Genomic DNA, 13,294 nt, shown 5'->3' with positions numbered 1-13,294 from the left:
TCAGAAAACCAGGTAGCGCGTCGCGAGCTCTTCGATCAGCGGGTCGTCCTCGGCGACGCTGTCGAGTGCGTCGAGATCGGCCTCGACCGAGATCTGGCGCGGGTCGTCCTGCTCCTGGTCTCGGATGCCGTCCTCGTCGAGCTGGCGCAATAGCTTCGCCCGCACACGTTCCTTCAGCGAATCACTCATACCCGAAGCCTGCCCGAAACGGTTAGACCGGCGTGAGCCAGGTCCCCCACGGCGTATTGCGCAGCACCGTATAGCCGATGAGCAGCACGAAGAACACCCACATCGTCGTGGGGCGCAGGCGCGGTAGTCGCATCCGCTCACCGCGCCAGGCCCGGATCGACCAGTCACCGATCCACAGCACGAAGGCCAGCACCAGCGGCAGCACGAGCAGATTGCTATGTATCGCATCGAGAATTCGGCCGTCGGTCAGATTGTGCATGCCCCGCATGCCGCCGCAGCCGGGGCAATAGAACCCCGTCAGCGCGTAGACCGGGCAGATACCGTAGGAACCTTCGCTGTGTGGGTCCCGGAAATGCAGTAGGACCGCGGCTCCGACGCCGAGACCCGCCGCCACCAGCGGCCACCCCAGGGCGCGCAGCCCGGTGTGCCTCGGCTGTTCGGGTCGGGGGTCGCCATAAGGTGCGACCGGTGCCGCATGCCTCATCTCCACAAGCATCAAAGGTAGTCGCGGCAGCCCCACCCCGCACCCGCTATTCAGGCTGGACAAAGCGCAACATATTGCCGAACGGATCGGCCAATTCGAAACCCGGCCCGCCCCGTTTTCGTGCGCGCTCCCAACCATCGCGATGTCCCGGCGACTTCCACCCGGACGACCAGGTCTGCCTGGTCATGCCCGAGGATATCGCCGACTTCCTCACTCCCAGCTGACCAAGTCACGCATCCAGCCGCACCTGTTTCGGGGCGCTCGGAACCGGGCTGATCCCTAGAAAGGGTGCGCGATTGTGTGGTGGGACAAGCGAGTTGGAGGCAAGACGGGCCGGGCTGCGGGGGTAACAGGCGACTCAGGATCAGGCGATAGCCAGGGAAGAAACGGCTCGTGCTCGATGTTTTCCTGAGAGGGACTGTTGGACGACCTAATTTCGGGTATCCACCCGATAGCGCCAGGATTTCCGCCACCGGAAGTGCTAGCACTTGCAAGCACTTAGCTTGCATCGTACTGTGGCGGCAGACACAAAGGAGTGCCGAATGCTGGTCAAGTCGATGATGACGCTGGCGGAGGTGCGCGGAGACGAACCGTTGACCGCCGCCTACCGTGCCGGACTCCGATCCCGTACCTACCGGACCGTGTCACTCAACAAGCCCGCCGCACCCGAGGTCATCCCGGTCACCACCAGGGACGGGGCCAAGCTCAGGGTCCATGCCTACGGTCCCGCCGAGGGCGATGTGATCGTCTTGATCCACGGCTGGAGCTGCTGCATCGAGTACTGGAATCCACAGATCAACGCATTCGCCGAGCGCTACCGCGTGGTCGCCTACGATCAGCGCGGCCATGGCGAGAGCACCCTCGGCAGCACCGGCCCCAGCGCCCAGACGCTGGCCGACGATCTCGAAGCCGTGCTCGAAGCCACCCTCCCGCTCGGCAAGCGCGCCGTGCTCGTCGGACACAGCATGGGTGGAATCACCCTGCAGGCGTGGGCATCTCGCTATCCGGAACAGGTCACTCGACGTGCCTGCGCGGTCATCATGGCCAATACCGCGGCCAGCGATATCCGCTACGAAACCGATCTGCTGCCGCTGCTCAACAAGCCGCTCATGGTAGCCAATCGCCCGGTGACCGTACTCGGCGCCAGCGTCCGCGTCCCGCTCATCATCGCGGAAACCGCACTCACCGCGCCGATTCCGCTGCCCGGCGGTTGGCCGGTCAGCGCGCTCTTCAAGACCCGGGTGATGTCCAAGTCCACCACCCGCGACGAGGTGGACTTCGCGCTCGGCATCGTCCGCTCGTGTCGCCCGTTGACCCGCGGCCTGCACGCCGCCGCCCTCGCCGACCTGGATTTGGGCGACGCCGTCAAGCACCTTACGGTGCCGACCACGGTCATCGCGGGCTCCGAAGACCATCTGCTGCCCGAGCGCATGTCCCGCCCGATCGTCGAGGTGCTGGCCCGAGCGGGGCACCTTGCCGACTATCAGGTCTGGCCCACCGGCCACCTCGGCAATATCGAGGCCGCCGACCGCTTCAACACCCTGCTCGCCGAGGTGGTCGAGCGCGCTGATCCCCGCTCGGCCGCCGCAGGCTGACCCGATCAACCTGGTCGCGGGCCGGTGCCGGACCGGCCCGCGACGTGTCGCTGCGGCATCGGCCGGAATCTTGATGCTAAAAGCTTGGGTATGAACAGGGGTGTAATCGAAGGGGTACCGAAATCGCGCTGTGCGCGATCAGCGGTCGGCATCGCCATGGTGGGGATGCTTGTCGGTACGGCGCTCGGAGCGCCGACTGCACGAGCCGACAAGTTCACCACATCCGCGAAGATCTCTACGGATACGACGTCGGAGGATGGTTCGCGCATAACCGACGTCGAATACATCGACGGTCGAAACATCCGACTTCAGGTCTATTCTACGGCGATGGCCGCTGAATTTCCGGTAGAAATCCAACGCCCGGCGGATGGCTCCGTACCGCGGCCGACTTTGTATCTACTGAATGGCGCAGGCGGCGGTCAGGACGATGCATCATGGCAGGCACAGAGCGACGCGCGCGAGTTCCTTTCGGATAAAAATGTCAACCTGGTCCAGCCGATCGGCGGCAGGTTCAGTTATTACACCGACTGGATCAAGGATGATCCGGTACTCGGACGCAATAAATGGAAGACCTATCTCACCGACGAATTGCCACCGCTGATCAATGCCGCACTGGGCACCAACGGAGTCAATGCGATCGCGGGAAATTCCGCGTCCACTGCCACGGTGTTGGCCCTGCCCATTGTCAAACCCGGCCTCTTCCGGGCGGCCGCCGCGTACAGCGGCTGCGCACAGACCAGCGATCCGATCGGCTCCAGGTTCCTGAAGCTCACGGTCGCCTGGGGCGGCGGAAACGCCGACAACATGTGGGGCCCGGTCGGTTCGCCGGAATGGACAGAAAACGATCCGTATCTGCACGCCGATAAATTGCGCGGCATCGAGCTCTACCTTTCCTCGGGCAATGGCCTGCCGGGAAAATATGACACGCTGGACGGACCCCATGTCCAGCCCGGCCTCGACGGACTGACAAATCAGCTCACGCTCGGCGGCGTTATCGAAGCAGCCGCCAACTACTGCATGCGAAATCTACAGGCAAAGCTGATATCGCTCGGCATTCCGGCGACCTACAACTTCGATCAGGGCACGCACTCTTGGGGTTATTGGGAGGACGAATTGAAGCGCTCGTGGCCGGTACTCGCGCGCGGACTCGGCTTGGCATAGCGCGTCGGACACCGACACGCTGCGTAACCAAATAGTCCGGCTTGTGCCGGATGTGACATAGCTTCATCGAATACTTCGACGTGTAGTCAGGAGGTGGCTCGATGATGTCGGGTACTCGCATGCGGCGGGCAACGCTCGGCTGCTGTACCGCGTTCGCAAGTTGATCCACATGAGCTCATGCACCCATCGATACCGAAGGCAAACACAGCTGAGGAGTGAGCCGATGCTGCGCTTCGTCGCGGCCGCTATCGCGGTCGGTGCGCTCGTGATTTGTGCCGGTCCAGCCGTTGCCGAAGGTTTGGATGACAGCGGCGTTACCCTCGTCGACAGTGTGGACGACGGTGCCGCGATGTCCACCGACGCTCTGGACGATAGCGGCACTACGTCCACCAACAGACTGAACGACAGCGCCCCCACATCCGCCAATGCCCCGAACGACGGTGCCGCCGCAGCCTCGGATGGTCTGGGCGATAACGTCGCCACGTCCGTCGAAGAGACCGATGACAACATCGCGTTCCCACCCGCCGCGAGCCGACACGACATCCGCACGACATCCGCAAGCGACCTGGACAACGACGTCACCGCAGCCGCCGACGGACTGAACGACAGCCGCACCGCTTCCGCCGAAGAGACCGACGACGACATCGCTGTCACCCCTACTGCCAGCCCATACAACTCGGCCGTAACAGCTGCTGGACTCGCACTTTCCCTGATCCGCCTCGGCACCAAGGCCTTAGCCCTGACGGTGGTACCACTCCACCAGTTCCCCGCCTTCGACGCCGTCATCACTCACGAAAGCGGTTGGGATGTCTTCGCCATAAACCCGGAAAGCGGCGCCTACGGCCTCGGCCAAGCACTGCCCGCCGAAAAGATGCGAACCCACGGTGCGGACTGGCGCTTCAACCCGCTCACCCAGCTCCGCTGGACCTACGACTACATGAACGAGCGCTACGGCGGCCCCGACGGGGCCTGGGCATTCTGGCAACGACACCACTGGTACTGACGCATTTGCCGTCATCGGGACTTCGCGGGTGCGCGGTGTAGTCCTTTCCAGTCGTAGTACCGCGTCACGACACCGCCCAGCAGCAGTCCGATGACCAGGCCGACCAGGGTCATCCAGATCGCGCGGCTGAGTCCGGCCGAGCCGTCGGCGTTGAAGTACAAGATGGCCCTGATGCCGAGGTACACCTGGTGCATCGGTTCGAAATCGGCGAGCCGGGCAACGGAGTTCGGCAGCGCTTCGATCGGGATGGTGCCGCCGGAGGAGGGCAGGCCGAGCACGATGAACAGGATGAGGTTGACCAGCAGACCGGCGGTGCCGAGCGCGGATACGATCGACAGCGCCGTGACACCGACCGCGATGATCGCGAAGGTGCTGTACAGGAACAGCAACAGCGGCCGATCGATCGGCATACCCAGCCAATACCCGATCGCCATGAATATCCCGGCCACGACCGGCGCGGTGCCGGTGACCACGCCCCACTTCAGCAGCAACGTCCGCAGCCGGGAAATCGGCGTCGGCGGATAGTGCACGTACCAGGGACCGAATTCGGTCGGCGCGAAGCCCAGCGACGAATCGACCATCGCATTGATCACGATGGTGCCGGTGAATCCGGCCAGCAGCACCATCATGGTGTAGAAGAAGGCTGTCAGTCCGCCGCCTGTACCCGACGGCAGCGGATGAAACGGGGCAACGACCACATCGATCGGCTTGGCCAACATCAGCCGACTCAGGCCGACCAGTTCCGGTGCCGATCCAGCCGAATGCAGCTGGTCCCGTACGGTCTCGGTGAGCTGCTTGCCGACCGTCTGATTCGCTTGTGCGAGTGCGTTTCCGGCGATCGTCTGCACGACCTGCGGCGAGAACGACCCGGTCCGCGGATTGGTGTACACCGTGATGATCGGCTGGGTGACATCGCCGGGCACCACGCTGGCGGTGGCGAGAATTCCGAGTCGCTTGGTGAAATCGCTCGGTATGACGATCGCCCCGTACACATTGCCCGTGTTCAACTGATGCTGAGCCTCGTTGATGCCGAGCACCCGCAGATCGATCTTGTCGCTGGGAATCTGCTGTACGAGCGCGTCACTGATCTGCTTGCCCACATTGGCCGGCTTCCCGCTGATCACATCGCCGCTGTCCTGATCGACCAGCGCGATCGGAAAACCGTGCAGATGCTTCACCGGATCGACTACATACGCGAGGTACATCGTGGCCAGCAGGGCCATGAGCAGCGACACCACCACAGCGGGCGCGAGCCAGACCCGCACGTGCACCCGAGGCGTGCTCGTCTGATCAACCTCTTGCGGGTTTGTCATGACAGCACCGTAAACGGAGTGATTGCTGGACTGTGTTTCAGGTCCGGGTCAGGCCAGGATCTGGCGATGGAACTGTCCCAAATCACGGATCGCGGCTCGGGCGTCGGCGAGGAGATCCGCTGCGATGTGATGGACGTGCGGCGCACGATCCCAGATTTGCAGCCGCACCGGGACGTTCGCGTGCGCACAGCGTTCGACCAGCATCTCGGCGTCCGGCAGCAGGCATTCGGTGGAGCCGACCTGAATCAAGACCGGTGGTAGACCAGTGAAATCGTGGTTGACCGGCGACCATGTCGGGTCGAGTTCGCCGTCGCGGGCAAAGCCGCGCCGCACGATCATGTCTATGCCCTGGGTGGGCAGATAGGAATCGCGGTGCCGGTTGGGGTGGGCGTTGCGGATCGTCGAATCGAAGTCGGCCCATGGTGCGATCGCGGAGATGCCGCCGGGCATCGGCAATCCGTATTCCCGAGTTGCCAGCGCCAGCCGGAAGGCGAGCCCGCCGCCGGCCGAGTCACCGGAGACGATAATGCGCTCGGGTTGGAATCCCTGTTCGAGTAGGTATTCATACGATGCGACGGCATCATCGAGAGTTTCGGTGAAATGCGCTCCGGGTAGCTGTCGGTAGTCGACATTGAATGCGGGCATTCGGCTGGCACGTCCGATTTGGGCGACGAGGCGCCGATGAGTGTTCAGGCCGCAGCTGAAAAACCCGCCACCGTGGAAGTACAGCAATGCTGAATCACGTTGTTGCCGCGGGTCGGCGAGATCGCCGTGCCACAACCATTCGGCGCGCAAGTTTCCCGACCGAACGGTCCGGCGTTTGGTGCCGTTCGGCGGGGGGACAAGTACGGCGGCCGGTAGGTCGATGAGACGGCCGACCCGGAGCAGCTCGACCGGGCCGCAGCCACCTATCCGCGCCAGCGCTGCCAGCCCGAGCCCGACGGTGCCGCGCAGCAGCGGATGGGCGATTCGGGTCCCGATACTTGCCTGGTTGGATTCTTCGACGATCGGTTGTGACGCTTCAGGCCACGGAAGAGCCGTCACCGGCGTAGCTTGTGCCATTCGAAACCCTCGTCAATTGGGCACACACGGTGCGTTATCAAAGGTCGACCTCCTGCTCACAACTGTTACCTGAGCGTTATGGAACACAGTTACCCGAGCGTTACAGATCCGTCACTCGCGGACATGGGTAAAAACACCCACTTCGCCACCCACCTACGCAGCTCGCTTACGGTGCGTCGGCATTCGGACGCACCGTCGGGCACAAACGGCATCGCGGATGCCAGGGCGATCCGGTAGCTATCACTTTGGCGACGACCTGCACACACTGGGCCCTCGCCGAGCCCCTGGCACGGCTAGATTGGGTTTCATGGGGCGAAGTAAGCCCACTCGCGTGGTCGGTAACCTGCCATTCGCGGTGACAAGTTTCGTCGGACGGCAACGGGAGATCCGCGAGGTCCGGGGGTTGCTCGCGACGGCACGGTTGGTCACGCTCACCGGTGTGGGCGGTGTCGGAAAGACCCGGCTCGCCAGCGAGGTCGCGGCCGTTGCCGGCCGATCGTTTCCGGATGGGGTGTGGCTCGTCGACCTGTCCGGCGTCGGCGATGCCGATCTGGTGGCGCAGACGGTGCTGACCAGCCTGGGCTTGGATGTATCGAACCGGACGATCGAGGAGCAGCTCGTCGAGCACCTCGCCGACATGCAGGCATTGATCGTGCTGGACAACTGCGAACACCTGGTCGATGCGTGCGGCGCGCTGTGCAACCTGCTGTTGCGATCCTGTGCCGGGCTGCGGATTCTTACCACTAGTCGCGAGTTGCTCGGCGTCGCGGGCGAGCACGTATACACGGTCCCACCGCTGTCGATGCCGAGCCTTCCGGTCACCCTCGGGGCGCTGGCCGCCTACGATGCCCCGGCGATGCTGGTGGAGCGGGCTCGGGCGGTGCGCCCGGAGCTGACCCTGACCGAACGTGATGCGGATGTGGTGGTGCGAGTCTGCGAGCGGCTGGACGGGATTCCGTTGGCCATCGAGCTCGCCGCGACCCGGCTGCGGTCGCTGTCGCTACCCGCGGTCCTGGACCGACTAGAGGACCGGTTCATGCTGTTGGCCGGGTCTATCCGGGCCGCGGTACCGCGCCAGCGAACGCTGCGGGCCCTGATCGACTGGAGCTATGAGCTGTGCCAGCCGTCCGAACAGCTACTGTGGGCGCGGCTGTCGGTGTTCACCGGCGGATTCACCCTGGCCGCGGCAGAAGGGGTATGCGCTGGTTCCGACCTGCCGCGGGAACGCATTCTGGACCTGATCGACCATCTGGTCGCGCAGTCGATCCTGGCGCCCGTACCTACCGACGGCCCGCCGCGGTATCGGATGCTGGAAACGATCCGTGAATACGGATGGCACCGGCTGGCTGAGCGGGACGAGACCGGCGCCCTGTGTAAGCGGCATTGCGACCACTACCTCGCGCTCGCCGAGCAGATCGCCGGAGCCTGGAACGGACCGGGCCAAGCGGCCGGTCTGGCCGAGCTACGCGCCGAGCGCGACAACCTGCAGGCGGCGCTGGACTGGGCAACGAGCACACCAACGGCCGTCCGCGATGCGCTCGCGCTGGTCACCGCCCTGCGCTATCACTGGTGCGCCGACGGGTTCCTTGGTGAGGGACGGCGGTGGATCGATAAGGCGCTGCGGGTCGCCGACCGAACCGGCTCGGAGCGGATCTCCGCACTGTGGGTCGCGGGATGGGTGCGGCTGCTGCTTGGCGAATTCGAAGCGGCCACGGCGGCGCTCGACGAATGCGCGGCGGCAGCGGCGGCGGTGGGCGACCGGCACGCGCTGGGCTGGGTGAGCTGTCTGCGCGGCACGGCGGAGATGTTCCACGGACACCTCGCACCGGCCATCACGGCCTTCGAGAAGACCGTCGCGGACTACTCGGACGACGATGATGTGGTCTGCATGACGCTGTTCCAGCTCGCCCTGGCCCAAGCGAACGCCGGTGACCGCAGCGCGGGCGCGACGGCCCACCGGGGCATCGCATTGGCCGACCATCGCGGCGAGCGGTGGACGAAATCCTATTCGCTCTGGACCCTCGGCTACGACCAGTTCCTCCGTGGCGAATACGACACCGCGGTCGACTCGACCCGTGCCGCACTGGAGATCCAGCGCGAATTCAATGACCACGTGGGCGCGGCGCTGATGATGGAATTGCTGGCCTGGATCGCCGCCGCCCGCGGCGAATACCGGCACGCGGCGGGACTGATGGGCGCGGTCGGATCGGTGTGGCACCGCATCGGCACCTCGATCGCGGTGTTCGGACCGCATCTGGAAGCCCAGCACTCGGCCTGCCAGCACACTCTCGACCAGTCATTGCGGCAGGCAGTGCAGCGTGCGGAAAGAACGCGCGGCGCGGCACTCGACCACGCCCAAGCGATCCAGTACGCGCTCGACCCCAGCCAGACCGCCCAGGAGCCGGACGAGCAGGAGGACACCATGCTCACCGCCCGCGAGCGGCAAGTGGCCGAGCTCGTCGCACAGGGTCTCAGCAACCGGAAGATCGCCCAACAGCTCGTCCTGTCGCCACGCACCGTCGACCGTCACCTGGAAAACATCCTCTGTAAACTCGGCTACTCCTCCCGAGCACAGATAGCCGCCTGGACCGCGCGCGCACAACGACAGCCGTAACGCTGCTCGACCGCGGTGCGGACAAGACGGGCCAGATGCGGTATCGACCTGGGCATACGATGTCTGTGGGTAGGACCCATTCGGAAAAAAATGGGTAATTCTACGGTCGTATTCGGACGCCACCGCGCAGACGCTTGGTCGGGACAGCATTCATGGCTATCACATCGAGGCGATACATGTCCGAGCACAGATACGAGTCGAGCAGCATCCTCACCGGGGCCGAACCCACCATGATGATTCGGCGCTGTGGGCGCTGCTGCAAGTTGTTCGCACCCCTGACGGCCGAGTGTTCGACGTGTCGGACCTGGGACCTCGAGTGGTCGCCATCGTCGGGTCTCGGTTCGATCGTGTCGTGGCGGCTCGTACACCGGAGTATGAGCCGTCCGCACGCCCAAGTGATGCCGTTGACAATCGCCATCGTGGAACTCGACGAGGGCCCGTGGGTGTACGCGACGATCGAAGGGGATGTCGCACCGGGCTCGAAGCTGCCGGTACGGGTGCAATTCGAGCCGCGTCCTCGAGTAGATCGGTTTCCGGTGTTCGCTATCTGCCCCGCGACGCCCGATTCGGACGGCGGCCTTCGCCCCGCGCCACAGTGCCGAAGTGCATCGAACGCTGTGCAGTCGGCGCATCGTCACGAGGTCGAGCCGCGCTACGACCAGTGGTGGGTGCGGACATCGCTGCGCGAGTGTGAACTCATGGAAGACGCGAAGGCCTTGGACGCGGCGGCGAAAGCCCTGATCAGTTTTGCGATCCGATGGGCGCCATTCGGCGGCGCCACCGCCGGCGAGCTGCTCGTAACCTTCGGAGTCACCCGTCGCCGGTTTCTGCACATGATGCAGGAGGCACTGGCCCCACGGCGGACCGATAGCGTCCAGGTGCACGGGGTGAAGCGGCACTTGAAGGACGCCCTGACCCAGGCGTGGCAGCTGAGTCCGACCGCGCTCCCGGCCCGGATGCTGGACGACGCCAAGCACTAGCCCGCGGGCGCATGGGCGTGTCGCCACGCGGTAGGAATGGCAGGCAATCCAACCGGCAGCCATAGTGTGGCGCTATGACTTCCGGGAGCGGTTCGGTCTTGGCCACCAGAACCCTCGCCGTGGGTGGCAAGCGGGTCCTCGTCACGATCGGGAGGCCCCGCCCAGACCAATCGGCGGAGGGTCCGGCATACATCTGCCGCATCGATATCGACGGGATGGCCATCGCCCCGATCCGACTAGAAAGCAGCGCGGACACACCCGCGCGGACGGTGGCGATCGGCCTGCGAAGGACCGCCGAGCACTTGGAAGTCGGTTTGGCCGAACTGCTATCCGATGCCAACATCGGCGTTGCACCGTATCGGCATTCCCCGGTTCGTTGTAGCGGTAGCCCGTCATCGGATAAATAAATTGCTGAAACCCGTGTGACACAGCGATTCTGGGCGCTCGCGTGGCTGATGAAGCTCCTCGTCGTGGGCTGTGGGGCTTCGGCTCGACCCGCAGACCACGCGCCCACCGCCGGCCGCATCGCCGATGAATGTCGGTGCGGGCGCGGCAATCACCGTCAGTGTCGTTTGGTGACCACAACCGGTTCGATATCCGTGGGGATGCCCGCTAAGGCGGATTCCGGGATGGTGAGCACGGTGGCGAGCACGGAGCGTGGGATGGAGTTGATCGCGGCGAGGATGCCGATGTCGTCGTTGGTTTCCGCAGCGCTGGTATTGAACACGATGAGCACCTCGAGAGGTGCGTCGGTGCGGGCGTTCTCGAAGTAGTGGAAGAAGCCCTGCGGCGCGAACACGAGATCGCCCGGCTGGGCTTCGAAGGATTGGGTGTGATAGCTACCGTCGGAATGGGTGCCGAGAATGGTCCATTTCGCGGTTCCGGAAATATGGTAGTTCATTTCCCAGGCGCTCGGGTGCCAGTGTGGTTCGCGGATCCCGCCCGGCTCCAGTCGGACGAAGTAGACCGATCCATGCTGTCCGGCCAGCACCGGGAAGCTGCCCTCATGGGCGCCTTGGAGGGTGCCGCCGTCGAAACGCTCCGGGTCCGCCGAGGTGAGATGGAACAGGTGCGTGGAGTTCTGCAGATTCTCGACGACCTCACCGGTATTCGGCAGTTGGCTCGCGGCGGTGTCCGCGCAGCCGGTAGCCGCCATCAGCCCAGCGCCCAATGCGGCTCCCCCCAGCGCGGCGGCACCGGTCCCGATCACCGCGCGCCGGTTGACTCCAATCGTTTCCGGTTCGGATTCGCTTGACATACGCCTCCGTTTGCACGGCGGACAGGGTACCCAGCGACGCCGCAGCGTTCGCCAGCATACGTCCCGCTACTTCGCAACGTCAGTAGGACACCCCGCCGCAGATCCTCGCGGCATTCACCCAGGGCTGCGCCCATCGCCCCGACTCCACCTTCGGCACCGTGAACGCGGACGTCCTCGTCCACTATGTACCCGGCTTCACTCGAACCGATTTCGTCGACGTCATCCTCGGAAACGCTTGGGCGGAATAGACATCTCCGTCGGCAATCGAGCACCCAATGCCATCCACTTCCGGCTTATCCGTCGATAGCATACGGTCAGCAACTAGAATGAAGCCGCGGCGGCCGAGCCGCTCCCATAGATGCCAGTGACTTGCACAACAGTGCAATCTGGAATTATTCCAATTAAAGTGGCCGTTGTTCTCGATGGAAGATCCAGAAGGGAGTACAACTATGAGTGCCGCAACTCGGACCCAGCAACGCACCAATCGTCGTCTTGCCGATGATGTCCGGAATTTCACCGCTTCCCCCCGGCTCGCCACCAGTCTGCAGCGCGTACTCGTCGATCTCATCGAACTGCACCTGCAAGGCAAGCAGGCCCACTGGAACGTTGTGGGGTCGAACTTCCGTGACCTACACCTGCAACTCGATGAACTCGTCGATGCGGCCCGCGAGAGCAGCGACACCATCGCCGAGCGGATGCGCGCCCTCGACGCGGTCCCGGACGGCCGATCCGACACCATCGCGGCGACGACGAGCCTCCCGCCGTTCCCCGCCAATGAGGTGAACACCACCGACGTCGTCGATTTGGTCACGACGCGGACCTACGCAGCGATCGACACCATCCGCACCGTGCACGATGCCGTCGACGCCGAAGACCCCAGCACCAGCGACCTGTTGCATCAGGTCATCGACTCGCTGGAGAAGTTGGCGTGGATGATCAAGTCGGAGAACCGTAAGGTCTAGCCGCCCGCACCCCCATCGACCCGCCGCCGGCCTGCCAGCTCGCGGCGGGTTGCCTCCCCTCAGAATGCGCGATGTCATCGAGCGCGCGTTCAACCAGCGCGGCCTGCACAGCGACCCCGTCGATGTAGGAGTGCTTCTCCTTGACGGTGTACTCCATCCGTGCGGATCAGGGGAATTCAGTGTCGCCGGAGGTCGTCGCCCCTGGCGACGGGCGCACCCAACCACTTCGAACACCGCCGTTGTGCGCACGCACAACCGACGACAAGTTGGATGGCAGTGACCCAGGACACATATGGGGTACCCGCGTCCCTACACGAGTTGCGCGCCGATCCGCCGCGATCTCCCGCGACCGCCAGAATTGAACAAGATGAGGCCAACTACGGCGACGCAGCGAGTAAACGACACGAATACCTCGGAAAACTAGCCCTAACTGGCGCTATAGCAAGAAGCTGTGGAGCCGCCTGGGGGAATCGAACCCCCGACCTTTTCATTACGAGTGAAGCGCTCTACCGACTGAGCTAAGGCGGCGTGCCTTTCGGCGTCGCGAGTCTATCGTCTCGGTGGTCGGATCGCGAAAACGGGAGGTCATCGCAGTGCGATGGGCAGGCCGGACGGCTGCCGGCCTGAGTCGCTGCATAACTCGCCAGTCGAGCATTGGGGCGGATCGAACCCC

General features: G+C 64.3%; 11 protein-coding genes, 1 tRNA gene and 1 pseudogene. 7 read left to right on the top strand and 6 right to left on the bottom strand.

Features of this window, described 5'->3' with window-relative positions:
- Both AB0L63_RS11550 and AB0L63_RS11545 read right to left on the bottom strand, forming a co-directional pair.
- Positions 1-189, bottom strand: coding sequence for a hypothetical protein (locus AB0L63_RS11550; protein ID WP_364498056.1), 189 nt, complete (start codon positions 187-189; stop codon positions 1-3).
- A gap of 22 nt (positions 190-211) precedes the next feature.
- Entirely contained in the window at positions 212-673 is a 462-nt protein-coding gene (locus AB0L63_RS11545; protein WP_364498053.1) for a DUF2752 domain-containing protein, read from the bottom strand.
- A 542-nt stretch (positions 674-1,215) separates the two neighbouring features.
- Between AB0L63_RS11545 and AB0L63_RS11540 the strand changes: the two genes are divergently transcribed.
- The 3 genes from AB0L63_RS11540 (at position 1,216) to AB0L63_RS11530 (ending at position 4,432) form a co-directional block, all read left to right on the top strand.
- Complete coding sequence (locus AB0L63_RS11540; protein ID WP_364498050.1) at positions 1,216-2,268, top strand: alpha/beta hydrolase; 1,053 nt, start codon at positions 1,216-1,218, stop codon at positions 2,266-2,268.
- A 24-nt stretch (positions 2,269-2,292) separates the two neighbouring features.
- On the top strand, positions 2,293-3,429 hold the full coding sequence (locus tag AB0L63_RS11535) for an alpha/beta hydrolase family protein (RefSeq protein ID WP_364498048.1): 1,137 nt from the start codon (positions 2,293-2,295) through the stop codon (positions 3,427-3,429).
- Between the two features lie 223 nt (positions 3,430-3,652).
- Entirely contained in the window at positions 3,653-4,432 is a 780-nt protein-coding gene (locus AB0L63_RS11530; RefSeq protein WP_364498045.1) for a transglycosylase SLT domain-containing protein, read from the top strand.
- An 11-nt stretch (positions 4,433-4,443) separates the two neighbouring features.
- Here the strand turns inward: AB0L63_RS11530 and AB0L63_RS11525 are convergent, their stop codons facing one another.
- The gene (locus tag AB0L63_RS11525; protein WP_364498043.1) at positions 4,444-5,745 is read right to left on the bottom strand and encodes a DUF3533 domain-containing protein; all 1,302 of its coding nucleotides are present in this window, start codon (positions 5,743-5,745) and stop codon (positions 4,444-4,446) included.
- Positions 5,746-5,793: 48 nt separating this feature from the next.
- The gene (locus AB0L63_RS11520; RefSeq protein ID WP_364498041.1) at positions 5,794-6,807 is read right to left on the bottom strand and encodes an alpha/beta hydrolase; all 1,014 of its coding nucleotides are present in this window, start codon (positions 6,805-6,807) and stop codon (positions 5,794-5,796) included.
- A 307-nt stretch (positions 6,808-7,114) separates the two neighbouring features.
- On the opposite strand from AB0L63_RS11520, the gene AB0L63_RS11515 reads away from it, so the two are divergent.
- Together AB0L63_RS11515 and AB0L63_RS11510 are read left to right on the top strand one after the other, a co-directional pair.
- Positions 7,115-9,421 carry a LuxR C-terminal-related transcriptional regulator gene (locus tag AB0L63_RS11515; protein WP_364498038.1) on the top strand — a complete coding sequence of 769 codons (2,307 nt, stop codon included), beginning with the start codon at positions 7,115-7,117 and terminating at the stop codon, positions 9,419-9,421.
- 152 nt (positions 9,422-9,573) lie between these two features.
- The gene (locus AB0L63_RS11510; protein WP_364498036.1) at positions 9,574-10,401 is read left to right on the top strand and encodes an OB-fold domain-containing protein; all 828 of its coding nucleotides are present in this window, start codon (positions 9,574-9,576) and stop codon (positions 10,399-10,401) included.
- A 562-nt stretch (positions 10,402-10,963) separates the two neighbouring features.
- Here AB0L63_RS11510 and AB0L63_RS11505 read toward each other — a convergent pair.
- Positions 10,964-11,659 (bottom strand): cupin domain-containing protein, encoded by a 696-nt coding sequence (locus AB0L63_RS11505; protein ID WP_364498033.1) that lies wholly within the window; start codon positions 11,657-11,659, stop codon positions 10,964-10,966.
- A gap of 98 nt (positions 11,660-11,757) precedes the next feature.
- Here AB0L63_RS11505 and AB0L63_RS11500 point away from each other — a divergent pair.
- Positions 11,758-11,907 (top strand): annotated as a pseudogene (locus AB0L63_RS11500) (diguanylate cyclase); the annotation flags it as partial.
- Between the two features lie 201 nt (positions 11,908-12,108).
- Positions 12,109-12,621 (top strand): DNA starvation/stationary phase protection protein, encoded by a 513-nt coding sequence (locus AB0L63_RS11495; protein WP_364498030.1) that lies wholly within the window; start codon positions 12,109-12,111, stop codon positions 12,619-12,621.
- 452 nt (positions 12,622-13,073) lie between these two features.
- On the opposite strand, the gene AB0L63_RS11490 is transcribed toward AB0L63_RS11495, so the two are convergent.
- Positions 13,074-13,149: transfer RNA gene (locus tag AB0L63_RS11490), tRNA-Thr, on the bottom strand.
- Between the last annotated feature and the right edge of the window lie 145 nt (positions 13,150-13,294).

It is taken from the genome of Nocardia sp. NPDC051990 (assembly GCF_040680755.1).
In the GTDB taxonomy this organism is placed as follows: Bacteria; Actinomycetota; Actinomycetes; order Mycobacteriales; family Mycobacteriaceae; genus Nocardia.
This window is presented reverse-complemented; position numbering and strand designations above follow the sequence as displayed.

Coding starts and splice junctions, on each gene's coding strand:
- AB0L63_RS11550 (WP_364498056.1), bottom strand. CDS start 189: ATGAGTGATTCGCTGAAGGAACGTGTGCGGGCGAAGCTATTGCGCCAG.
- AB0L63_RS11545 (WP_364498053.1), bottom strand. CDS start 673: ATGAGGCATGCGGCACCGGTCGCACCTTATGGCGACCCCCGACCCGAA.
- AB0L63_RS11540 (WP_364498050.1), top strand. CDS start 1,216: ATGCTGGTCAAGTCGATGATGACGCTGGCGGAGGTGCGCGGAGACGAA.
- AB0L63_RS11530 (WP_364498045.1), top strand. CDS start 3,653: ATGCTGCGCTTCGTCGCGGCCGCTATCGCGGTCGGTGCGCTCGTGATT.
- AB0L63_RS11525 (WP_364498043.1), bottom strand. CDS start 5,745: ATGACAAACCCGCAAGAGGTTGATCAGACGAGCACGCCTCGGGTGCAC.
- AB0L63_RS11520 (WP_364498041.1), bottom strand. CDS start 6,807: ATGGCACAAGCTACGCCGGTGACGGCTCTTCCGTGGCCTGAAGCGTCA.
- AB0L63_RS11515 (WP_364498038.1), top strand. CDS start 7,115: ATGGGGCGAAGTAAGCCCACTCGCGTGGTCGGTAACCTGCCATTCGCG.
- AB0L63_RS11510 (WP_364498036.1), top strand. CDS start 9,574: ATGGCTATCACATCGAGGCGATACATGTCCGAGCACAGATACGAGTCG.
- AB0L63_RS11505 (WP_364498033.1), bottom strand. CDS start 11,659: ATGTCAAGCGAATCCGAACCGGAAACGATTGGAGTCAACCGGCGCGCG.
- AB0L63_RS11495 (WP_364498030.1), top strand. CDS start 12,109: ATGAGTGCCGCAACTCGGACCCAGCAACGCACCAATCGTCGTCTTGCC.